A 22,713-nucleotide genomic window follows, 5' to 3' on the forward strand; every position below is an offset into this window, starting at 1 on the left:
GTTCGGGCCTCGTGACAAATGTCAGTAATTGCTCCCACACATCTTCATGAACTCGGGTGACAGTGCGCTCTACTGGGCTTTCCTCGTTCCGGGAAGACTGATAGCCATGAATACGACACCAGTCCTCACGGCCCGCGGCCTCACCCGCACATACGGTAGCTCCTTCACGGCAGTCGACGGTATTGATTTCGACATTTACGAGGGTGAGATCTTTGGCCTGCTCGGAACGAACGGCGCGGGCAAGACATCGACTCTTGAGATCCTGGAAGGCCTGGCAAAGGCCTCCGCCGGAACCGTCAAGGTCTTTGGCCTTGACCCCATCAAAGACAGGAAGAAGGTCCGGCCCCGCCAGGGACTGATGATGCAGGAAGGCGGTTTCCCGACCGACCTGACGGCCAGGGAAACCCTGTCCATGTGGGCGGGCACCCTGTCGAACCCGCTTCCCGTTGGCACAGTCCTGGACTGGGTAAGCCTCGATCACCGCGCCAACGTTCGCGTCTCATCACTTTCCGGCGGTGAAGTGAGACGCTTGGACTTGGCCTGCGCCATCATCGGACAGCCCCAGCTTCTGTTCCTGGACGAGCCCACAACGGGCCTGGACCCAGAGTCTCGCCGGCAAGCCTGGGAGCTTATCGCCTCCATCCAGTCCTCCGGCACAACAATCGTGCTGACCACGCACTACCTGGAGGAAGCCGAGTACCTGTGCGACCGGCTCGCCATCATGCATGAGGGAAAGATCGTCACCTCCGGAACATCCGATTCGGTCGTTGCCGGTCACCCCTCGACAATCAAGTTCGACGAGCTCGCCATTCCTGTCGAGTTCGAATCCAGGGCAACGTCCCACCGCGGGACAACAACGATCACAACCCACCAGCTCCAGAAGGACCTCGCAAAGCTCCTCGCCTGGGCAGAGGAAACGGGCACTGAACTGTCTGGCCTCAAGGCTTCCGCCGCGTCCCTCGAATCCGTGTTCCTCGACATCGCAGAAGGAAAGTAACCATGACAACGACCGTAGATACACCCCGCGTTTCCCCTTTCTCCCGCTGGGCCTCGCTTACCAAGGCCGAGTTCGTCCTGTTGCGCCGCAACGCCCTCCAGCTTTTCTACGCGCTCATCATGCCGCTGGCGGCGCCCTTCCTGTTCCGCGATCTCGCAGACGTTGAAGGAGTCCACGGGCTCCTCGCTTCCGTCATCACTCTCATCGTGCTGTTTGGCCTCGTCTTCGTTGCCTTCTACAACCCGCTGTCAGCCATCGTGAACCACCGCGAAGAATCCGTCCTCCAACGCCTGCGGGGCGGCGAGGTCTCCGACGCCACGATCCTCACCTCGGTATCCGCTCCCGGCTTCCTCGTCGGGGTCCTCATGGCGTTTGCAACGATTGCTATTTCTGTCCCCGCGCTTGGCCTGGATATCCCGGTCAACATTCCGCTCATGATCGCAACCATTCTCGTGACCGCAGCGATGTTTGTTGTCATGGCGTTCGCGACCTCGATTTCGACCCGCACAGCCGAGTCCGCCCAGATCACCTCGATGCCGTTCATCATCCTCGTGTTCCTGGGCGCCGCAGTTCCGCTCATGCCGGACACGACCTCAACGCTCTACCAGATCGGCCAGTTCCTGCCGACGGCCCCCGTTGCGGAACTCCTCTCCGCCAGTTGGTTTGGCCCCGTCGACTTTGCGGAGCTCGGCCAGCCCGTCCTGATCCTGCTCGCATGGACCGTCCTTCCCGCCCTGTATGCGGCAAAGCGATTCCGTTGGGCGAAGCGGTCCTAGTCTTTTACTATGAAGCCCATGTCCCCCATGACCCGCGCAAGGTGGCGGTACGAGCCGCACGATGAATTCACCACGAAAGAATCGCGCAGGCTCTACCGCACTTTCGCGTGGTCCCTCTGGGGTCTTATCCTCTTCATCCCCGTCGTCCTCATCGGCCCAATGATGGTCACCGCCGACTTCGGACACCTCTCCGACCCGTTCACGCTCACCTTCCTCCTGCCCGGGCTGATCATCCTCGCGGTTGTGTACGGCAAGTGGCTGTTCCGCGGATCAGATCTGCGGGAGAGATCGACCCAGCTCGAGGCGGCCTCCCTCTTTGTTGTCCCGGCGATCACCGCGATCGCAGCCATACTCACGGATTCCCCGGACCAGACTCTCTCCGCGGCCTCGACCGCAGCCTCGCTCTTCATCACCGCCCTCATCTGTGTCACCGCAACCGGACCAAACTCGGTGTCACTCCTCGTTGCTCTGCTGTCAGGTGGAGCAACTGCACTTATCCCCGGAAACCAATTCATCCAGGTGGTAGCAATCGCCTTCGTCACCTTCGTGTTCTGGGGATCGGTCAAGATGTCACTCTGGTACGTCGTTGTTATCGGAGACCTCGAAAAGGCTAAACAAACCGAAGCTGATCTTGCCGTAGCCCGCGAACGACTCCGCTTCTCAGCCGACCTGCACGACGTCATGGGCCGCAATCTCGCCGCGATCTCGCTCAAAGCCCAGCTGGCAGACCAGCTCATGGCTCGCGGGGACGACCGTGCCCGCGCGCAGCTTGCCGAAGTTTCATCTCTCGCCAACTCCTCACTTGACGAGGTCCGTGCCCTCGTCCGCGGCTACCAGGCACCCGACCTGGCAATGGAAATGGAAGGGGCAATTTCCCTCCTTGAGGCCTCCGGAGCTCGCGTCACCCTCACGGGACGCGCACACGAGCTCAGCCCCGAACGGGCCACCCATACTGCCGCTCTTATCCGCGAGGCCACGACAAACATCATTAGGCATTCCAACGCCACCCAGGTCTCCATCACTCTCGGTGCCGACGGCGTGCAAATCATCAACGACGGTGTGGGATATTCAGACCAAGAGCAACGGTTAGATGGCACGGGCCTCGCGGGACTAGCTCGCCGCATCGGAACCGATGGAACGATCACGCACTATCGTGAAGGACAGCAGTTCGTTCTCACGCTCGACTTTCCGGAGGCCCCATGATCCGCATCATCCTCGTCGATGACGAGCACCTGATCCGCTCCGCAATCGCAGGTCTCCTGGGTCTCATGGATGACATCGACGTCGCAGGGGAATTTGAAAGCGGCGAGGAAGCCCTCAAGCTGGCACCGGCCCTGGAGCCAACCCTCGCCATTGTCGACCTGCAACTGGGTGGCATGGACGGGATCGACACCGCCATCGCCCTCATGGACAAGGTCCCGGGACTCAAGACCATGATCCTTACGTCCCACGCGCGGCCCGGCTACCTCAAGCGAGCCCTGTCCTCCGGGATCTCGGGGTTCCTTCCCAAGAACGCCATGGCCCAGGACCTCGAGAAAGCAGTTCGGGACGTTGCTCGCGGCTCACGGGTCGTCGATCCCGGGCTTGCTGCCGACACGATCGCCGCCGGCGATTCACCGCTCACCCCGCGCGAAACCGACGTCGTTGAACTTGCCGCGCACGGAGCACCGATCGCCGATATAGCCCGCCGCGCACATCTTGCCGAAGGCACCGTCCGGAACTACCTGTCCTCCGCACAGCTCAAACTCGGTGCAAAGAATCGGCACGAAGCAGTCGATATTGCGAGAGCCAAAGGCTGGTTGGGTTAGCCACCGTTCTTCTCCTGCTCGTCACGAACCCGAACAACGTCAGTATTCGCTACCGATAGGCCCGGAGCGCGATTCCGTCTGATAACAGAACGTGGGAGGCGATACTTTGCCTCCCACGTTTAGATTCTTCATGTCGGCCTGATCAACCCCCGTTCCTGCAGTCCCCACAAGCAGTGGACTCATAATCCATCGGTCGCGCGGGTCTATCCAAGCCCCTCCAGTGCCCTGTCGATCTGGGAGGGCGAGATCGCTCCCTGGTGGATCGAGGCAACCGTGCCATCGGTGTTGATGAAGAAGTGAGCGGGTACCCCCATCGTTCGATAGGCAGCAGCAATCTCTGTTGTGGGGTCAAGCATGTGGGTGTAGCTGAGCCCAACCTGGTCAGTGTAGGACCGGACAGCATTCTCAGATTCGTTCACGTAAATCGCCAGGATATCGATGTCATCCCCGTACTTTTCTTCGGCTTCCTGAATGTGTGGGGTCTCTGCCCGACATGCCGTGCACCAGGTGGCGTTGAAGATGAGCCAGACGGGTTCGTCTATGTTCTCAAGATCAACGGTTTCGCCGTTGAGGTCGATTCCGCTGAACGTCGGGGCTTGTTCTCCAATGGCAGGGGGCTTGGCGGCGGCCTCCTCGGAGAGTTCGATCTCCGACAGTGCGGCCGCCTCTTCGTTTCCGCCTTTGACAAGGAGAACACCGGCGATGACAATCACGGTCGTGATGATCACGACGAGGAGGGAACCGATCCGGGAGTTCTGGATCCGTTCCCGCCAGTCAAGTATCTGATCAGCCATAGGAGTGCAGACCCCCGAAGAAGTAGTTGCCGAAGTAGGCGAAGAGGACGGCAATAAAGCCGGCGATGAGGAGCCAGGCGGCACGCTTACCTCGCCAGTCGCGGACCACGCGCGCGTGCAGATAGGCACCGTAGAGAAGCCAGGTCACGAACGCTGCCGTTTCCTTCGGATCCCAACCCCAGTACCTGCCCCACGCAGTATCTGCCCAGAGGGCTCCGAGGAGAATCATGATGGTCAGCACCGGGAAGGTGAACACCGCCGCCTTGTAACCGATTTCATCGAAGAGATCAGCGGACGGCATGCGGCGGATCTTCTTCGACAGGGGCTTATGAGCCAGGTAGAGAACGGCCCCACCGAACGACACGCACGCAGCACCGTAGGCGAGGATTGCCGTGGAGACGTGGAGAGTCAGAAGCAGGTTGTTTTGGAGGGCCGGGACGAGTGGCTCGATGCCGGTGTCGAGGCTTTGGGCGTAGATCATCAAGCCAAGCACCACCGGCATAACAACCAGTGAGAGCATACGGATCCGGTAGCGCCACAGGAAAAACAGGTAGGCGCCGAGGATCCCCCATGTGAACGACACGGCGAACTCGTGCTGGTTGGCAAACGGACCGTGGCCGGTCAGGCTCATACGGCCAATGAGATACACCGTGACGAGAAGGAACGCGACGATCGTGAAGGCGCTACCGTACCAGGCGAGCCCCTTCGTCTTCGGGCTCCTCGATGCTGGCTGGATCGGACCGGGATTGTCCTGCCCGTCGACGATCCCACTACCCGCAGCACCTGCCAGAACCTTGGGCTGTTTGCGGACCTGATGCTTGCAAGATGTCAGGTAGGCACCATCGCAAATCAGGGCAAGGGCAGCGACGATCGTTGCCGCCAAAAGAAAATATTCAAATGTCTCAAGCATCGGTGGTCCTTTCGGGGATCTGCTCGATTTCACCAATGAGCCGGTTGAATTGATTGGCGTAGATCGCGTCGTGCTTGTCGACGGACGCAAGCGACAGGTTCGAATCATCATCGACTCGGACCCAGATCCTGCGGTGCGGGAAGCCGAATGTCATGAACATGCCGACAACAAGCAAGATTGACGCGATCCAAAGGAGCGGAGAGCCAGGATCATGACGGGCAGTGATACCGGTGTACTGGGCTTCGCCTTCGAAGGTAAACACGAAGTCGCCGACGGTCACCGCCTCACCCTGGGGTAACTGAGTAACAGCAAGCGGTTCGTTAGACCCACTGGGATAGATCTCGACCATGGCCGAGCCAATCGGGATGACGGAGTCGGTACGTCCCGAAGCGGGCGTGACGATCAGAATGTCGAGGTCTTCCCGCTCGTCAATTGAGCCAACGGAGTTTGTGCCATCCGTCGAGGTCCACTGCATTGGCACGGCACCGTCGAAGACAACATTTCCATCGAGCTCGGTGACGTGAACGTTGGAGGCAATGCCGTACGAGGTCTGGTGGAACTTCACTCCCCCATAGGCAAGGGGCGTGTTGACACGCACTTCCTGCGAGACCATGTCCGTCCCGTTATCAACGATGGTCAACTCAGACACGTAATCGATCGGCCTGCCGTCTTCGTTGTAGGAATCAACGAAACTGTCCGCGCGAACTTCCACACTGGAATCCTCAAGTTCGACAGAGCCTCCGACGGGGATGACCATGAACTGCTCAAAGGAGAAGAGAGAAGAGACAACGAAGGCGGCCATGATCAGAACAAACGCGGCATGGGCCAGTGCCGTTCCGAATGGACCGAAGCGGTTCTTATCCGTGTAATAGGCACGCGGATCCCTATCATCGGCAAGTATCCGCCAACGGTTCTTCTTGAAGACGTCCTTCGATCGTTGCAGGAGCGCATCTGGCTCATCCTCGGATGTGACGAGACGACGGTTCTGTGCGTGACGGTGGAAACCCTGGGAGACGTGAGTGCGGGGGTGCATGGCGGCCCGCCACAGTAGCGGCAACCGGTGCACGGTACAACCGATGATTGAGCCTGCCAGCAGGGCGCTCACGGTCAGGAAGATCGGGGACGTGTACATCCGGAAGAAGCCAAGGAATGCGAGGACGTCGGTCCACATGCCGTACTTGGGTCGGACAGACTCGAGGAAACTCTCGGCCTGAATCGGATCGTCAAAGGTACCTGTCGGCGCCTGCATGATCATCGTTCCGAACAGCGCAAGAACCGCCATGAGAATGATGAGGATCAGACCGACCGTCTTGTTGTAGAAGAAGGCGTAGATTCGCTTGACGAGGGTCAGGGGCGAAACATCGTCCTCCTCCGGGGGAAGCTCCGGAGCCGAGCTTTGCTGTCTCACTGTTTCAGCCATGTTGCTACACCACCGCCGGGACGAGGGCCGCCAGCCTTTCCAGCAGGCCCGAGATCATGAGGAAACCGATAACGATGAGGAAAAGTCCAAGGACGAGTTCGATCGTCCGATAGTGCCGCTTGATCCAGGCAGTACGCTCAAGAACGTCGCCGAGCCCGGTAGCAACAAGAATGAAGGGAATGCCAAGACCTGCGCAGTAAACAGCAAGAAGGAGAGCTCCTTCTGCAACGCTCTGCGTCGTAGCAATACCGATGACACCACCAAGAACGGGTCCGATACACGGGGTCCAACCTGCTCCGAACGCCAGCCCGAGAAGAGCGGCCCTGCGGACTGATGGATCACTGTCGCCATCAACCTTCGCACGGACGGTGCGGTCAAGGGCCGGAATACGGAGGAGGCCAGCAACGTGGAGCCCGAGAGCGATGAGGATGATTCCGCCGACGATGGTGAGGGTGTCGCGGAAATCCCCCACGACGTATCCGATGAGTCCGACGAGGATCCAAAGGCCCGCGAATACGGTGGAGAACGCGAGAACAAAGACGCTGGCTCGCGCAGCCGCACGGGTTCTTGTGGCGGTCAGGACCGCCCCGCCTTCCGATCCCGGCCGTGCCGGACTCGTTCCCGCGACATAGGTTGAGAAGACGGGAACAACCGGCAAGAAGCACGGGGATAGGAAGGAAACAAAACCCGCGAGGAAGACGAGCGCGATACTCATGGCTCCTCGGTCTCCTCAGGAACCGTCCCGTCATCGGCGGGGACAGATTCATCCTCGGCGGGGACGGTCGTTTCTTCGGCAGGGTCCGCCGACTCATCGGCCGATCCTTCGCCCATTCCGCCGAGCGAGTCGACGTGCATCTTCACGTTCGCCGCGTAGTCCGAGTCGGGAGCAAGGTCAATGACCCTGTTCCACGAATCAACGGCCTCCTGCTCGCGCGCGGGTTCGGAAGCGAGGTAGGCAAAGCCCATGTAGTAGTGGCCAGCAACGCTTTCCGGGTCCAGCTCAATGGCCTTCGACCAGTGCTCTTCGGCAACCTCGTATTCGCCGTTGTCGAAGCGGAGTCCGCCCATGGAGATGAGGAGGTCAACGTTGTCCGGGTCCGCCTGGAGGGCGGCCTCGGCCTGCGCCATTTCGGCAACAGACACGGCCGGCTCATCGCTGATATCGGGATGTCCCGCCGGCATCCCCATCGAGGCACTGGTTTCCGGCGTCTCCCACTGGCTTGCGAAGTAGGCGCTGGAGCCGATACCGACAACGAGGGCAACGACAAGGGAGATAAGAACGACCTTGCGTTCCGACGGCCCATTATCTGCATTCTCGCTCGCAGGCTTGGCCGCCTTGCGTGCGGCCTTTGCTTTGGCCCTCTTACGGAAGACAGGCACTTCTTCCTCGAACTCGTCGAGTTCGGCGAGGGCCGTTTCGTTCTCGTCGAGAGGCGCCGACGCAGTCGTTGCCGGCTTCACGGATGTTGCCTGCGCATCCAGTTCTTGCCGGATGAGCTTGGACTGCTCCCCCGCCCATCCTCGAATCGACTCCGGGGCCGATTCGAGGAAGGCAAGGATGTCGTTCGGGTCCCCGCCCGTGGAGGCGGGCAAGGAATCCGACTTCTTACTCATTAGCTGCAGACCGCCTCTGCTCGTTCCTCTCCAGGTTTGCCTGGGAGATATCGGAAGGCTCAAGCTCCTCGGCTGTCTTACCGGTCAGGGCAAGCTCGCCGTTCCTCGATGCATCCATCGAGGACATGAGGATCGACTGAATGTAGTCCGGTGCGTGGAACCCGTAGGAGTTCTCCGAGTACACGTAGTCGAGGTAGAAGCTGGCCTTGTTCTGGTATTCGCGTGCCAGGTCAATGGCCTCGTCATCGACACCGTCTTCAATCGCGGCCTCGATGTTGTAGATGAGGCTGACAAGAGCATCGAAGGTCTGGTCGCGGGAAACGATGAAACGGTCCTGGATCGTTTCAACTCGGTTGACGAGAACGTCCGAATCATCGCTGTGGCAGGTACCGCACGACTGGTTGGTGTCGAGCAGCGGGGAATTGATCTGGTGATCGGTGACCTTCTGAGCCCCGGCACGGTCATATGCCATATGGCAGTCCGCACAGGAGACGCCAGCATCGGCGTGGACACCGTTCCTCCACAGGTCGAATTCGGGGTGCTGAGCCTTCACGATCTCTGCTCCCGTGATCTCGTGGGTGAAGTCGATGTGACCATCCTTCTGGTAGTACTCCCAGATCTCGTCAATGTGAATACCCTCGGACCAGGGGAAAGTCAGGCGATTGCCAGCATCCCCGTCGAAGTAGTATTCGACGTGGCACTGGGCGCACACATAGGACCGCATCTCGTCCGTTGTCGCATCCCGGTTGACGTCGTAGTCTTCAATGCCTTCCGCCGCCTTAAGATCGGCGATGCCGTTGATAAACGCAGGCCTCGTGATCTGGAGTTCCATGGTTTCCGCGTTATGGCAGTCGATGCAGGCAATCGGACCGGATGCGTGCTCAACCGCTTCCTCATACGAGAGTGCGTTCACCGCATCAAATCCGGCATTCATGTCACCATCACCAAGCTCGTTATAGATCTCGGGCATGGAAGCATGGCAGTTCAGGCACGTGCCGGGCTGGTTAAAGTCCGTCACGCGCTGGGTGTACATCTGGTCAATCAGCATGTACTCGTGTCCGCGTGCGTGCGTGTAGTCGACGGAGAAGGGGTAGCCGGCCCACATGATCTCCAGCCTGGGATCCTCCTCGAGCCTCGACGAAGATGCCTCGGTCCGAGGATCGTCCTCGGTCGGCTCCTGCTCGACTGCGTGCGCACCCGCATACCGGGTCGGTACCATTTCGTCGGTCTGCAGGTATGTCTCGTACTGCTGCGGGTAGTTCTGGCCCCACACTGCCGGGTCATACGTCGTGTCAGTCAGCTCGACAACATTGTGCGAGGGCTGCGCCGCCTCATTCTTGCGCTCAAGAATGTTGAGAAGCAGCGCCGTCATAGCGAATGTCACGAGAGCAGTCACGATGACAGCAATGAGGATTTTCGACGCGGACCACGACCTCACAGCCTTCGCGTCATTGTTTGTTGTTTCGTTGTCACTCATCTTCTTACTCACTTCGCATGTCCCACGGTCTCGTGGCACCTTGTGCAATCCAATTCGTCACCTTCAGCACGAACCTCATGTACGCCGCTGAGATAATCTCCGTGGCAGTACACGCAGGCTTCGTTCGTCACCTGCCTGTTTGACTCACGGATTTCGATATTCGTCGGGTAGTCACCGGTCGTGAACTTCAACGCATGCCAGAAGCCGTTATCGGCCTTCACCCACAGCGACTTCGCCAGGTTGTCATGGGGCATATGGCAGTCATTGCACGTCGCCACATCCTTGTGGCTACCCTTGTTGTATCCCTCCAGATAATCGTCCATAGCGTGGCACTGAGCGCATCCCTCCGGTTCGTCGTAGAGGTAGCCAATGCCGTTCGCGTAGAGGAACGTGAAGCTTCCGACTCCGATGAAGGAGCCGAAAACGAAGACCGCGAGAAAAAGAAGAACGTTCTTCCCGCGTAGCCATGTGCGTTGACGTGCCGGCCTAGCTTCCGAAGGCTGTTCGGTAGCTGTTACCGTTTCCTCCTCGGCCATTGCCCGTCCTTTCGTTCACCGACCTCGGCGTCGATGTGTTCCACGTCCTGTCAGAGTATTCACAGGATCAGTAGAATTAATTGTCAGGTTTAACCAGTAATTAACCTGGGTCGCAGGTCCCAGAACCCTTCAAACCGTTGCAATGAAGCCACTTCCATTGGACACGACCCGCGTATAGCAGTTGACAGATATATGCAACAAATAACTGACCTAATGTGTATTTATACCGTTTTGCGCTTATTGTCCGGTACGTCCCACCGACACGATCTACTCATTCCATCGAAATCTCGACGCACATCTCGACAGGCTAGCGAGCACAAACCTCGATTCGCACCCTGCTACAGCACGAAAATTGCGGCCACTGACGTCCCAAAGCCCATCGATCCGAGGTCTGACTTGAACCGGATTAAACAGGCGTTTAACATATTGAATATGGGTTCAGATCCCGATCTCAGCACCTCGGCCCGGATTCGCAATGCTGCGATCCTGCGCTACGCATCCGATGGCATGAACGCTTCCATACGGTCAATTGCAGCAGAAGCCGGGGTGAGCCCCGGTCTCGTTATTCACCACTTTGGATCCACTCAGGGACTGCAGGAAGCCTGCACCGACCACGTCCTTGCCATGATCAAGGAGGCAAAGACTTCCGTTCTCCAGCCAACCGATGGTCCCGCGGTTCTTCTTGGCGCACTCGCCTCAATCGAGGGTTATGCGCCCCTCGTTGGCTACACCCTTCGCTACCTTCAATCGGGCGGGGAAAGGGTGGCAACGTTCGTGGACCAGTTCGTTTCGGACGCTAAAGACTACATGGAGGACGCGGCCTCCCACGGCATCGTCAGCTCCACTCGATTCCCGTCAACGCGGGCCCGAGTTCTTGCTGAGCAGGCACTCGGCGCTCTACTTCTCAACTTCTCCATGACGCAACAGGGCTTCAACCTCGAAACCCTTCCAGCATGGCTCCGGTCCTACTACGAACGGGCGACCGGACCAATGCTCGAGGTTTATACCGAGCCTCTCCTTCTCGACTCCACCCTTCTCGACAGTTATCTCGCCAACCGGAGCAATGACTCCATCGAACAGCATTCCGAGCCACCCAAAGATACTCCCCCGAAGGAGATCCCATGACCCACCCCTCGATTTCCGTCTCCAATCTCGTCAGAACATTCGGATCCACCCGGGCCCTTGACGGTTTCAGCCTCGCGGTTGAACCGGGTGAGATCCGCGGTTTCCTTGGTCCGAACGGCTCCGGTAAATCCACAACCATTCGTATCCTGCTCGGCATGCTGCGCGCCGAATCCGGCCGGGCCCAGGTTCTTGGACTCGATCCCTGGAACGACTCGGTCCACATCCACCGCAGGATCGCCTACGTCGCGGGCGACACCGCTCTCTGGCCGAGCCTGACAGGCGGGGAAGCAATCGACGTATTAACTCGACACTGGGATTCCCCGAGATTGACGTCGCGAAAGGAGGAGCTTCTCGAACGATTCGAACTGGATCCCACAAAGAAGACGAGGACATACTCAAAGGGCAACCGGCAAAAGGTCGCACTCGTCGCTGCGCTGTCCTCCGATGCCGAGCTGTACTTTCTCGATGAACCCACCTCGGGACTGGATCCACTCATGGAGGCGATCTTCCAAGATGAGGTGCGCAAACTGAAGGATGAAGGACGCACGGTGCTGCTCTCGAGTCACATCCTGGCCGAGGTTGAGAAACTCTGCGATTCCGTCACCATTATTCGCGCAGGCAAGGATGTCCAAACCGGCACTCTCCAGGAGCTCCGACACCTAACCAGGTCACGCGTAACAGCAACCGTCTCATCGGATCCTGCTTCCCTCCTTCAACACCCCGCTGTCCACGACGCCTCAATCGACGGTGACCGCATGTCTTTCGACATCGACGACACAGACGTGAACAGCATCCTTGCCACCCTTGCAGACCTCGGCGTCCGCAATGTGACAATTGCTCCACCTTCACTCGAGGAAATGTTCCTTCGGCAGTACGGCGATGAGATTCCGGAGGAAACAGAATGACCACCGCAGTAGAGGACACCCGCTCATCCGCATCAGCCCCGTCCCGCTTCACCGGAACGGGATTCCTACTCTCCTTCTACTTGCGCCTGGATCGAATCCGGATTATTTCCTGGACTCTCGGATTCTTCCTCCTTATCTGGGCATCCGTCATTGCCATGGAGAACGCGTACCCAACCCCGGAGGCCCTGCAGGGCCGCGCCACACTCATGTCGAATCCCGCCGCGGTCATGATGACCGGCCCGGCCTTTGCCCTCGACAACTACACGTTCGGCGCCATGCTCGCGAACGAACTGGCCCTCTGGGTGTTCTTACCGACGGCGATCATGAGCATCCTGTTGGTCGTCCGCCACACGAGGCAGGAAGAAGAGTCTGGCCGCATGGAAGTTCTCCTTGCACTTCCAGTTGGCCGCTTCGCACCAACAACCGCAACCATGGGAATAGTGGCGATAGCAAACATCGCCGTTAGCCTCGCCATCATCCTCGCCCTCTTTGCCTCGGGCATGACGGGCATTGATTCTGTCGCGTTCGGTGTTGCGGCGGGAGCAACCGGTCTCGCCTTTGGTGCCATCGCCACCCTGACTGCTCAGCTAACTGAGCACGGTCGCACCGCAAGCGGCATGGCCTTCGGAGCCCTCGGCATCGCCGTCATCATTCGCGGCATCGGTGATGTCATCAACCCGGAGGGCTCCTGGCTGTCCTGGTTTTCGGCCATGGCCTGGGCCCAGCAAACGAAGCTCTACGTTGACCTGCGCTGGTGGCCACTCATCCTGTCCCTGGCACTCACCATCATTGTCCTGATCGTCGCCATTAGGCTCAGTATCCGCCGCGACCTTGGCGAGGGCATTCGCCCAACGCAACCCGGACCAGCCGAAGCATCCACGGGCCTTCTCTCCTCCATTGGCATACCGCGCCACCTGCTGACCGGAAACTTTGTTGGATGGACGATCGGCGTCTTTATCTTCGCGGTCGCATTTGGAAGCCTCGCGAACTCGATTGATGGCATGGTGGAGAACAATCCTGCAATCGGCGAATGGGTCCCCATCTCCCTCGATGACCTGACGCTGTCGTTTGCTGCAATCATCCTTGCCTTCCTGGCGATCGGCCCGCTGATCCTTCTCGTTTCCGCAATCCTTCATTTAAAGAGCGAAGAAACAGAAGGTCGCGTCGGAGCAACCATCATCTCGGGAACACCGCGAACGATAGTCATGACAACCTGGGCAGGAATTGCACTCGTCTACGCGATCATTTCCATGCTGTTCCTGGGGCTTGGCGCAGGCCTTGGCCTCTCCGCAGCCACTGGCAACTGGTCGTGGACACGGGAACTAACGAGCGCTTCAGCCGCCTACCTCCCCGCCATTGCCGTCACCGGGGCTATCGCCTTTGCACTCTACGGAATCACACCGAGGTTCACGGGCATGGCCTGGGCCTTCGTTACCTTCATAGCCATTGAGGTTTTCCTTGGCGACCTGCTGAACCTCCCACAGTGGCTAAGCAATCTCTCCCCGATCGCGCACGTGCCACTGGTGCCCTGGACAGATCCTGCACCCCTGCCCCTGGTGGCGATGACGGTCTTCGCATGCCTGCTTGCACTCGCCGGCATTGCAGGCTTTAAGAGAAGGAACATCCTCAACTCGTAGGAGATACGAGGAAGACGCCGCGGCAGTCAGCCGTAAATGCCGCTCTCCCACCCACCCAGCGCAGCACCTTGAATTTCTCAATTCAAGGCCAATGCCTGGGGTCGGTGAGAGCCACCGAGGACTTGTATCAACGTGCCCAGCGCGGCACCGACCGGTCGGTACCGGCCGCAAGCACCGATTGCTGACACGATGAAGGTCGGCAGTGACAACAACATCGCGTGGCACCGGAGCATTTCATGATCTACCGATGATTCATCTAGAATTATGAAGGCCCGCCCCTATAGCTCAGTCGGTTAGAGCAGTGGACTCATAATCCATAGGTCACAGGTTCGAGTCCTGTTGGGGGCACAAGGAAAGACTCACGGTCACGAACTGGAAATAAGCACTCGCCCAACTCGCTCTGGCATACCCCGACCGTATCCAGCCCTACCTCCAAAACCGATTAAACCGCCACCCCCACTTACACAAACAACTTGACAGGCTCCACCCATTGATTCCCAAATCTCACCCCGGTATCACCCGGGTTACCGAGCTAACATGAACGGGTCCGTGAGCCAGGTCTCAGAACGTTGAAAGAAGCCGCAGAAATCGAGCATGCTTCGCATCGCTCGTGACAACCTTTTGACTCGGCTCCCAGATTACCTGCGCAACCGCGCGCGTAGGTAACCTCCCGACTGAGGAATTCTTGACCCGTGATGTAATACGGGTATGGCCAATTCGATTGAGGACTACTTCCCCGGCGGTTCTGTACCGAATCTACGAATCAAACACATCGAAGCACCACCCGCCGAGGCAGCTCTGCCCGAACCTGAAAATCTCGATGAGGCGATGGCACGCGCGATCAAGATCCTGCAGGGGAAGAAGCTCGCCGTTATTACGGGTGCCGGAATCTCAACTGATTCGGGCCTGCCCGACTACCGTTCCCCCGGTTCACCGCCTCGCCACCCGATGACGTTGCAGCAGTTCATGGCCAGTTCCTCAATGCGCTCCCACTACTGGGCGCGCAACCATGTGGGCTGGTCCCGCCCCTACCGTGCAATACCGAACGCTGGCCACTACGCCCTCGCACACCTGGAGAAGCGGTGCATCGTCACCGGTGTTATCACCCAGAATGTCGACATGCTCCATGCATCCGCGGGAACAACGAGGCTTGTTAACCTGCACGGGAGGGGCGACCGGGTTGTTTGCACCCAGTGCGGCATGTTTATCGACCGCGCCGAGCTACATAAGAAGCTGACGGAGCTTAACCCGGGGTGGACCGAACGTCACGTTGCCGATGCTGAGATCGCACCCGACGCCGACGCGGCAATCGCCGACACCGCGGGATTCGTCGTGGCGGACTGCCCACGGTGCGGCGGTATTCTCCGCACCGATGTGGTGTTCTTCGGTGGCACGGTCCGCAAGGACGACATCGAGGAGGGGCGTGCCATCTGCGCGCAATCCGATGCGCTTCTTGTTGCGGGAAGCTCGCTATCCGTGGCGTCGGCCATGAGGTTTGTTCGCGAAACAGCCAAGGTTGGGCAACCGATCGTCATCATCAACCGAGGCACCACCAGGGGCGATAAGTTTGCCGACGAGCACGTCTACATGGGTACATCCCGGGCACTGCCCTATCTCGACGTCACTCTCAGGAATCCCAAAGATCTTTTGGCAGGCCCTACTCATCCTCATCTAAGGCGTCGCTAGGCCTCCTCGTAGGCTCGCTTCTGCTTCTCCAACTGCATGAGCCTGGTAAACAGCGCAACATAGTTGTCGTCATCGGGATCTGTGCGCTGTAGTCGTCCCCGAATTTCACCGATTTGCCTGGTCACTCCGAGTCGCAAGAGCGACAGAATAATTCCGCGAGCGTAGGCCCACAGGCCAGCCGGGTCGTGCTGCGGGATCGGTGCCACCGAAATCTGCGAAATAGCGGCAATAACCTCGGGTTCCGCGCGCTCAGATACCTCTTCCACAAACCAGGAGCTGGCCTTGCCAGCGGGATCGGGAACGCCGCGGCTCTGCAGTTCTTCTTCCTTTGCCGCATAGGCAGCCACACCACCCGCGGCCCGAATAGCGTCGTGAACGGAGCGGTGCACGGGCACAACAAACGTTTCCGCAGGAAGATCATCGACCCCGGCGGCTCTCGCGTAGTTCGGCATTTGCAGAATGACTTCCAGGGCTTCCCTCTCGATCCGTTCGATCGGATCGCGCAGTTGATTACGGGGAGCGAGCTGTGCGGGAGTTTGTCGTGCCTGACCCTGCGGCCCGCCGGCGTTCCGCACGTAGGTGCGGACCGTGTCTTCATCCATGCCGAGCCAGCCGGAAAGCTGACGCGTGTATTCGCCTCGAAGAACGCGGTCTCGGATTCCGGCAACCATGGGGGCCGCAGCGCGTAGCCCGGCCACTCTGCCTTCCGCCGTTTCTAGACGGGCGCCCTTGAGGACGGAACGGATCGCAAAGGCAAAGAGCGGTTCACGAGATTCGACGAGCTCGCGCACCCCCTCATCCCCATCCTGTTGCCTGACATCCGCGGGGTCCCGGCCTTCCTTATCAACGGCAATAAAGGTCTGGGCCGCAAACGACTGGTCTTCCTCGTACGCACGCAGTGCGGCCTTTTGACCGGCTTCATCACCATCGAACGTGAAGATAATTTCTCCGCCGACAGACCTGCCGGAAGAGAGCTGAACACCCGCGGAAGGGGAAGCCGAGTCACCGATGAGGCGGCGAACAATCTTCGTGTGCTCAGTACCGAAGGCCGTGCCGCAGGTTGCAACAGCCGATTCAATGCCGGCGAGATGCGCCGCCATGACATCCGTGTACCCCTCAACGATCACAACCTTCCGTTCGGAACTGATCTGTTTCTTTGCCCGGTCGAGGCCGTAGAGAACCTTGGACTTTTGATAGAGCTGAGTTTCGGGGGTGTTGAGGTACTTCGGCTGTCCATCCCCCATGATCCGGGCACCAAAGCCGATCGTTTCACCGGTGATGGAGTGGATGGGCCACATGATGCGGCCGCGGAACCTGTCGTACATGCCACGGTTACCGGTCGAGAAAAGACCCGTCGCGGCAAGTTCCTTCTCCGTGAAGCCCCTGCCTCTCAGGTGTCGCAGGAGTTCATCCCACGAATCCGGGGAATAACCAACCTCGAAGGAATCGATGACGTCCCGATCGAATCCGCGTCCGGTGAGGAACTCTTGGGCGGCAGGATTCTTCGCGAGCTGATCACGGTAAAACTCGACCGCAATGGTGTGAGCATCAACGAGCCGTGCACGGGTCACCCCCCGGTTCTGGCTGGGCCCCTTCTCGTCACGAAGTTCAATGCCCGCCTTGCGGGCAAGGAATTGGACGGCTTCGATGAACGGGATGTGTTCAATTCTTTCAACGAAGGAGAAAACGTCCCCACCTTCGCCGCAGCCGAAGCAGTGCCACCTGCCCACGTGCGGGCGCACGTGGAACGACGGGGTCTTCTCATCATGGAACGGGCACAGGCCTTTCATCGATCCCGTGCCCGCGTTCCGGAGCGACACGTAGTCAGAAACAATGTCCTCGATCTGGATCCGTTCCCGAACCTTGTCGATGTCTTCTCTGGGAATCACAGCGGATTCCTCAGCATTCCGCACAGCCGAGCATGCCAGGACATCGCCGACTGGTCGGTGAGGGCCGCGACCTGGTCGATAATGCAGCGGAGCTTCGATTTCTCATCCCCGGCCTCACGGTAGGGCTCGAGGTACATCGGCTCCATTTCGCCCGGCCTATCCCAAAGAGCATCCACCAGGTCAAAGAGAACGGACCGCTGGGAAAGATACGTTGGCTCAAGCTCCCGTGGAGCCATGACAAAGGTGACCGAGATTCCCTTCAGCAGCAGGATCTCATCCTCGATATCCCGGGGAATAACAACTTCCCCGTCGTAGCGTAGCGAACGCGGCGACGCGTCCGTCACGGCCGTGAGGAAACGGCCAATGAAGCTTGACGTGAGGTCCTTCAGCTGGGCAAGGTCACGCTGGGATCCCGCGTACCTCTCGGGGAATAGCGGGGACAGGCGATCGAAAGCAGCATCGAGCCGATCAGCGTCTCCCCCGTACCAATCAACTGTTGAAGCGACGATTTGCTCTCGTTCATTATCGAGATTTTCGAGAATGAGATGTCCCTTGACGACGGCGTCCTCAACGTCATGTACGGAATAGCCAATGTCGTCGGCGAGGTCCATCATTTGCGCTTCCGCACACTGGCCCCTGTTCCCCATCCGAGCCCACTCGAACACCTCGCGGTCGTCCTCGTAGACGTTGAACTTCCGTTTGCCGGCCTCGATGCCCCACGGGTATTTGATCGTGGCGTCGACCGCCGCGCGCGTGAGGTTCATCCCGGCTGGCCGACCGTCGGGAAAGAATCTCTTCGGTTCGAGGCGGGTGATGAGGCGAAGCGTTTGTGCATTTCCTTCAAAGCCACCGATGTCGGTGGAGACTTCCGCGAGCGCACGCTCACCGTTGTGACCAAACGGCGGGTGGCCGAGATCGTGGCACAGGCATGCCGTTTCGACGAGGTCCTGGTCTGCTCCCATGTATTTGGCGAGCGATCGTCCGATCTGAGCTACTTCGAGGGTGTGGGTGAGGCGGGTGCGGATAAAGTCGTTTGTGGCCGGTCCAAGTACCTGTGTTTTCGCGCCGAGGCGGCGCAGGCCGGAGGAATGGAGTACGCGGGCGCGGTCCCGTTCAAAGTGCGAGCGGGCTACGCTGTGGGAGCCCTCAGGCGCCCACCGTTCAACATCGATGCTCCCATAGTCCACGTATGAAGCTTACTAGTTTCTCGGCGGTGACATTTACATGAGCCTGCTGAGCGGCTAGTGCCTGCTGTCAATATTATTTTGGTTCAGATGTGCACAACACCGCGAGCCTGCCGTTTGGTTGAGGGCACGCGCCGTAGGGCAGCCGGCTTCGTGGTGATTGTTGTCGGGCGTCTTGATATCCGGCTTCGTCGGGGGCTCACGCGTTCTGCACAGCCGGTCTTTTGCATGTGCGTGCTGAGCCTCAGCTATGCCTGCGCTCGGTCTCAGCCGCCAGAGATGTTGACTTCGGCCGCCTGGATTTTGAAGGACTGTTCGGCTGAGAGGGCCCTTGAGTCGAGCCAGAATTCGGGCAGGTGGGGCTTCTTCTCGGTGCCGGCACGGCCCCTGGGGCCCTCCGCTGCCTCCGGGTATTCCTGGTCGGGGATTGCAGCGAGACGCTCGTCGAGTTCGGCGAGGCTGGAGACGAGGGCGAGGTCTCGACGGTTTTCGCCACCGATGGCGAAGCCGCGCAGGTACCAGGTGATGTGCTTGCGCATTTCCCTCATGGCGCGGAGCTCTTCACCGAAGTGTTCGATGGAGTATTCGGCGTGGCGGTGGATGATGGCGGAGACTTCGCGGAAGGTGGGGCGGGCACGGACGGTGGAGCCATGCGAGGCGGCGACAAGGTCCGTGAAGAGCCAGGGCCTGCCTTGACATCCCCTGCCTACGACAACTCCTGCACATTCGGTGTGCTCTCTCATGGCCTGGGCATCGTCGGCACTTAACAGGTCCCCGTTGCCGAGGACGGGAATGTCGAGTTCGTCAACGAGGGTTGCGATGGTGTCCCAGTCGGCCTTGCCAGCATAGTGCTGGGCCATGGTCCGCCCGTGGAGCGCCATGGCGACAACGCCAGCATCCTGTGCGATCCGTCCAGCATCCAGATATGTCTGGTGGTCGGCGTCGATTCCGATGCGGGTCTTGATGGTGACGGGAATGCCGCCAGCATTGTCCACGGCCTGCTTGACGAGGTCGGCGAACAGGTCCGTTTTCCACGGCAGGGCTGCTCCCCCGCCCTTGCGGGTGACCTTCGGTACCGGGCATCCAAAGTTCAGGTCAATGTGGTCAGCGCGGTCTTCGTCAACAAGCATGCGTACCGCCGCACCAACGGTCTTGGGTTCGACGCCGTAGAGCTGGATGGAGCGGATGGGGTCTTCCGGGTCGGGTTCGATCATCCGCATCGTTTCGGGGTGACGTTCGACGAGCGCCCTTGTGGTCACCATTTCGCACACGTAGAAACCGGAGGCGCCGGTGTATCCCGCCATGCGGGCACCCTCTTCTCCCGCTTCGCGGCAGAGCCTGCGGAACGGAGGGTTTGTTACACCTGCCATGGGAGCTAGGACAACGTCCGTGGCAGTCAGGTTTCCAATGTTAAGTTCAGGCACGCGCCAGCCTCGCTGCGATTCCAGTGGTGAGTGGGATGGCGAGAACGAGGCCGATCGAGGCCACGAGGGTCCGAACGATCTCCTCGGCGATCTCGCCGGTTGACAGTGTAGCGAGGAACGACCGGTCGAGAACAGCCGCAGCCATCAGAAGCGGTAGGGCGGTGCCCACATATGCGAACGCCAGGGTGTAGATCGTGGACGCAATATGGTCTCGTCCGACGACCATGCCCTGCTTGTACAGTTGCATGACAGATGCATTGGGGTTGGCGGATCGCAGTTCCCAGACCGTGGAAACCTGAGTGATCGTCACGTCATTGAGGGCTCCCAGGCCGGCGAGAATCATTCCGCAGACGAGTAGCTGATCCAGTTGAATGTCGTACGCGGTGAGCGAGAGTGCGGAGCTGGTGAGGGTCCCCGTGAGGTTGGCGAAATCGGTCGCGATGATGGCAAGTATGCCGGTGACTATAAGCCCGCCAGCGGTGCCGAGTATGGCGGTGGTTGTTCGGATTGATATTCCGTGGGCGAGATAGATCGAGGAGAACATCATCGCTCCCGCGCCCGCCAGAACAACAAGAAGCGGGTTCTGCCCCGCCAGCAACGCGGGAAGCATGAAGACGACAACAACGGCGAGACTTAGGCCCAGGCCAGCGACCGCGGCGAGGCCCTTACCTCTGGCAACAACGGTGACGACCAGAATGTAGAGGCCGATCAGCAACCACAGCGGGACATCTCGTTCAAAGTCCCAGAAAATGTAGGGAGTTCCCGTGCCCACGGCGGCCGGGGTGAACAGCACTTCGATGGAGTCACCAACGTCGAGACCGTTGTCGATGATTTCGGGCGGGATGTGGACGGGCACTTCCGTGCCCTGATCCAACATCATCCGAATGTCAGTTGCCCCAGACTCGTCCGTGTCACCAATTTCGGTGACGGTGCCGGTTTCGATCGTGACGGAATCGGCAACGAGGGGGACGGAGCCCGCCGGGGAATCGGCAGGCCAGAGGAGAACAAGCCCAATGAGTGTGGCAAGTGCCAAGGGTACGACGAGGATCGCCTGCCATATGGCGACGCGCCTCGCCGTACCCGACTCGAGGGTGATGTCCTCGTGAGAATGCACTAGCGCGGGATCCGCTCGTTCAGGTACGAGGAAACCTTCGACAGGGAGACGCGTTCCTGCGCCATCGTGTCACGGTCGCGGATCGTCACCGACTGGTCTTCGAGCGAATCGAAGTCGTAGGTGATGCAGAACGGGGTGCCGATCTCGTCCTGACGGCGGTAGCGGCGACCAACCGCGCCAGCATCGTCGTACTCGATGTTGTACTGCATGCGCAGCTCCTGAGCGAGCTCCTTGGCGGGGCCAACCAGCTCTTCCTTACGGGACAGCGGGAAGACGGCGGCCTTGACGGGAGCCAGGCGCGGATCGAGACGCAGGACGGTGCGCTTATCGACGCCACCCTTCGTGTTCGGAGCCTCATCCTCCTCGTAAGCTTCCACGAGGAAAGTCATGAGGGAGCGGGTAAGACCGGCCGAGGGCTCGATAACGTACGGCGTGTAGCGTTCACCCGATTGCTGATCGAAGTATTCAAGCTTCTTACCGGAGTGCTTCGTGTGGGTCGACAGGTCGAAGTCCGTACGGTTTGCAACACCCTCAAGCTCGCCCCAGTCGCCGCCCGCAAAACCGAACTTGTATTCGATGTCGACGGTGCGCTTGGCGTAGTGGGAAAGCTTCTCTTGCGGGTGCTCGAAGTGGCGAAGGTTCTCACGCGAGATACCGAGGTCGACGTACCAGTTGGTGCGCTCCTGCAGCCAGTACTCGTGCCACTCCTCATCCGTGCCCGGCTCAACGAAGAACTGCAGTTCCATCTGCTCGAACTCGCGGGTGCGGAAAATGAAGTTACCGGGCGTGATCTCGTTGCGGAAGGACTTACCGATCTGGCCGATGCCGAACGGCGGCTTCATACGAGCCGAAGTCATGACGTTACCGAAGTTCACGAAGATACCCTGGGCGGTCTCGGGACGAAGGTAGTGCACGCCGGACTCATCCTCGACGGGACCAAGGTAGGTCTTCAGCATCATGTTGAAGTCGCGGGGCTCGGTCCACTGCCCCTTCGTGCCACACGACGGACATCCCAGTTCGGCCAGCTCAACCGTGTCCGGATCCTCAATGCCCTTCTTGTGCGCGTACTCCTCCTGCATCTGGTCCACACGGAACCGCTTGTGGCAGTTCATGCACTCGGTCAGCGGATCGTTGAAGACATCGAGGTGGCCGGAGGCAACCCAGACATCGCGGGGAAGAATAATCGAAGAATCGAGGCCGACGACGTTATCCCGGCCCTGAACCATGAAGCGCCACCACTGGCGCTTGATGTTCTCCTTGAGCTCCACGCCAAGCGGACCGTAATCCCATGCTGAGCGCGTACCACCGTAGATCTCGCCGGACGGATAAACGAAGCCTCTCCGCTTCGCAAGAGAAATAACGCTGTCAAGTTTCGATGTAGCCATGGGAACCTTTCTATTTCCCGTACCTGGATGGC

General features: G+C 59.5%; 20 protein-coding genes and 1 tRNA gene. 9 read left to right on the plus strand and 12 right to left on the minus strand.

Annotation, left to right across the window (positions count from 1 at the left end; all coding sequences use genetic code 11):
- Positions 1-106: 106 nt before the first annotated feature.
- From ACTHUY_RS03460 to ACTHUY_RS03475, 4 genes are read left to right on the plus strand one after another with little or no spacing between them, the layout of a single operon-like run.
- Positions 107-997 (plus strand): ABC transporter ATP-binding protein, encoded by an 891-nt coding sequence (locus tag ACTHUY_RS03460; RefSeq protein ID WP_126703074.1) that lies wholly within the window; start codon positions 107-109, stop codon positions 995-997.
- Between the two features lie 2 nt (positions 998-999).
- Complete coding sequence (locus ACTHUY_RS03465) at positions 1,000-1,773, plus strand: ABC transporter permease (RefSeq protein WP_441677662.1); 774 nt, start codon at positions 1,000-1,002, stop codon at positions 1,771-1,773.
- A 9-nt stretch (positions 1,774-1,782) separates the two neighbouring features.
- On the plus strand, positions 1,783-2,976 hold the full coding sequence (locus ACTHUY_RS03470) for a sensor histidine kinase (RefSeq protein WP_441677664.1): 1,194 nt from the start codon (positions 1,783-1,785) through the stop codon (positions 2,974-2,976).
- Positions 2,973-3,581 carry a response regulator transcription factor gene (locus tag ACTHUY_RS03475; RefSeq protein ID WP_441677666.1) on the plus strand — a complete coding sequence of 203 codons (609 nt, stop codon included), beginning with the start codon at positions 2,973-2,975 and terminating at the stop codon, positions 3,579-3,581. The genes ACTHUY_RS03470 and ACTHUY_RS03475 overlap by 4 nt, the downstream gene beginning before the upstream one ends.
- Before the next feature lie 203 nt (positions 3,582-3,784).
- Here ACTHUY_RS03475 and ACTHUY_RS03480 read toward each other — a convergent pair whose 3' ends face one another.
- From ACTHUY_RS03480 to nrfH, 7 genes are read right to left on the minus strand one after another with little or no spacing between them, the layout of a single operon-like run.
- A complete protein-coding gene (locus tag ACTHUY_RS03480; protein WP_441677668.1) occupies positions 3,785-4,375 on the minus strand; it encodes a TlpA family protein disulfide reductase in 591 nt (196 codons plus the stop codon).
- A complete protein-coding gene (ccsB, locus tag ACTHUY_RS03485) occupies positions 4,368-5,285 on the minus strand; it encodes a c-type cytochrome biogenesis protein CcsB (RefSeq protein ID WP_441677670.1) in 918 nt (305 codons plus the stop codon). The genes ACTHUY_RS03480 and ccsB overlap by 8 nt, the downstream gene beginning before the upstream one ends.
- A complete protein-coding gene (locus ACTHUY_RS03490) occupies positions 5,278-6,705 on the minus strand; it encodes a cytochrome c biogenesis protein ResB (protein ID WP_441677672.1) in 1,428 nt (475 codons plus the stop codon). The genes ccsB and ACTHUY_RS03490 overlap by 8 nt, the downstream gene beginning before the upstream one ends.
- A gap of 4 nt (positions 6,706-6,709) precedes the next feature.
- Complete coding sequence (locus ACTHUY_RS03495; protein ID WP_441654493.1) at positions 6,710-7,420, minus strand: cytochrome c biogenesis CcdA family protein; 711 nt, start codon at positions 7,418-7,420, stop codon at positions 6,710-6,712.
- Complete coding sequence (locus tag ACTHUY_RS03500; RefSeq protein ID WP_441675029.1) at positions 7,417-8,319, minus strand: tetratricopeptide repeat protein; 903 nt, start codon at positions 8,317-8,319, stop codon at positions 7,417-7,419. Before ACTHUY_RS03500 ends, ACTHUY_RS03495 begins: the two co-directional genes overlap by 4 nt.
- Positions 8,312-9,796 carry an ammonia-forming cytochrome c nitrite reductase subunit c552 gene (locus ACTHUY_RS03505; protein WP_441677674.1) on the minus strand — a complete coding sequence of 495 codons (1,485 nt, stop codon included), beginning with the start codon at positions 9,794-9,796 and terminating at the stop codon, positions 8,312-8,314. The genes ACTHUY_RS03500 and ACTHUY_RS03505 overlap by 8 nt, the downstream gene beginning before the upstream one ends.
- Positions 9,797-9,804: 8 nt before the next feature.
- Positions 9,805-10,332, minus strand: a complete 528-nt coding sequence (gene nrfH, locus ACTHUY_RS03510) for a cytochrome c nitrite reductase small subunit (RefSeq protein WP_441654496.1) — start codon at positions 10,330-10,332, stop codon at positions 9,805-9,807.
- 432 nt (positions 10,333-10,764) lie between these two features.
- Between nrfH and ACTHUY_RS03515 the strand changes: the two genes are divergently transcribed.
- The 5 genes from ACTHUY_RS03515 to ACTHUY_RS03535 all read left to right on the plus strand — a co-directional run bounded on the left by ACTHUY_RS03515 (position 10,765) and on the right by ACTHUY_RS03535 (position 15,685).
- Positions 10,765-11,457 carry a TetR family transcriptional regulator gene (locus ACTHUY_RS03515; protein ID WP_441677676.1) on the plus strand — a complete coding sequence of 231 codons (693 nt, stop codon included), beginning with the start codon at positions 10,765-10,767 and terminating at the stop codon, positions 11,455-11,457.
- On the plus strand, positions 11,454-12,362 hold the full coding sequence (locus ACTHUY_RS03520) for an ABC transporter ATP-binding protein (protein ID WP_441654498.1): 909 nt from the start codon (positions 11,454-11,456) through the stop codon (positions 12,360-12,362). The genes ACTHUY_RS03515 and ACTHUY_RS03520 overlap by 4 nt, the downstream gene beginning before the upstream one ends.
- Positions 12,359-13,999: an ABC transporter permease gene (locus tag ACTHUY_RS03525; RefSeq protein WP_441677678.1), complete on the plus strand. Its 1,641-nt coding sequence runs from the start codon at positions 12,359-12,361 to the stop codon at positions 13,997-13,999. Before ACTHUY_RS03520 ends, ACTHUY_RS03525 begins: the two co-directional genes overlap by 4 nt.
- A 274-nt stretch (positions 14,000-14,273) precedes the next feature.
- Positions 14,274-14,347 (plus strand) — tRNA-Ile (locus ACTHUY_RS03530).
- Between the two features lie 360 nt (positions 14,348-14,707).
- Positions 14,708-15,685: a Sir2 family NAD-dependent protein deacetylase gene (locus tag ACTHUY_RS03535; RefSeq protein WP_441677680.1), complete on the plus strand. Its 978-nt coding sequence runs from the start codon at positions 14,708-14,710 to the stop codon at positions 15,683-15,685.
- Here ACTHUY_RS03535 and dnaG read toward each other — a convergent pair.
- The 5 genes from dnaG to ACTHUY_RS03560 form a co-directional block, all read right to left on the minus strand.
- Positions 15,682-17,574, minus strand: a complete 1,893-nt coding sequence (dnaG, locus tag ACTHUY_RS03540; RefSeq protein ID WP_441677682.1) for a DNA primase — start codon at positions 17,572-17,574, stop codon at positions 15,682-15,684. The two genes, ACTHUY_RS03535 and dnaG, sit on opposite strands and share 4 nt — an antisense overlap.
- The gene (locus ACTHUY_RS03545; RefSeq protein WP_441654502.1) at positions 17,571-18,761 is read right to left on the minus strand and encodes a deoxyguanosinetriphosphate triphosphohydrolase; all 1,191 of its coding nucleotides are present in this window, start codon (positions 18,759-18,761) and stop codon (positions 17,571-17,573) included. The genes dnaG and ACTHUY_RS03545 overlap by 4 nt, the downstream gene beginning before the upstream one ends.
- Before the next feature lie 263 nt (positions 18,762-19,024).
- The gene (gene dusB, locus ACTHUY_RS03550; RefSeq protein WP_441677684.1) at positions 19,025-20,182 is read right to left on the minus strand and encodes a tRNA dihydrouridine synthase DusB; all 1,158 of its coding nucleotides are present in this window, start codon (positions 20,180-20,182) and stop codon (positions 19,025-19,027) included.
- Positions 20,175-21,296, minus strand: a complete 1,122-nt coding sequence (locus tag ACTHUY_RS03555) for a YibE/F family protein (RefSeq protein WP_126703058.1) — start codon at positions 21,294-21,296, stop codon at positions 20,175-20,177. The genes dusB and ACTHUY_RS03555 overlap by 8 nt, the downstream gene beginning before the upstream one ends.
- Positions 21,296-22,681, minus strand: a complete 1,386-nt coding sequence (locus ACTHUY_RS03560) for a glycine--tRNA ligase (RefSeq protein WP_441654504.1) — start codon at positions 22,679-22,681, stop codon at positions 21,296-21,298. The genes ACTHUY_RS03555 and ACTHUY_RS03560 overlap by 1 nt, the downstream gene beginning before the upstream one ends.
- Positions 22,682-22,713: the final 32 nt, after the last annotated feature.

Source organism: Flaviflexus sp. (genome assembly GCF_052087705.1).
Taxonomy (GTDB): domain Bacteria; phylum Actinomycetota; class Actinomycetes; order Actinomycetales; family Actinomycetaceae; genus Flaviflexus; species Flaviflexus ciconiae.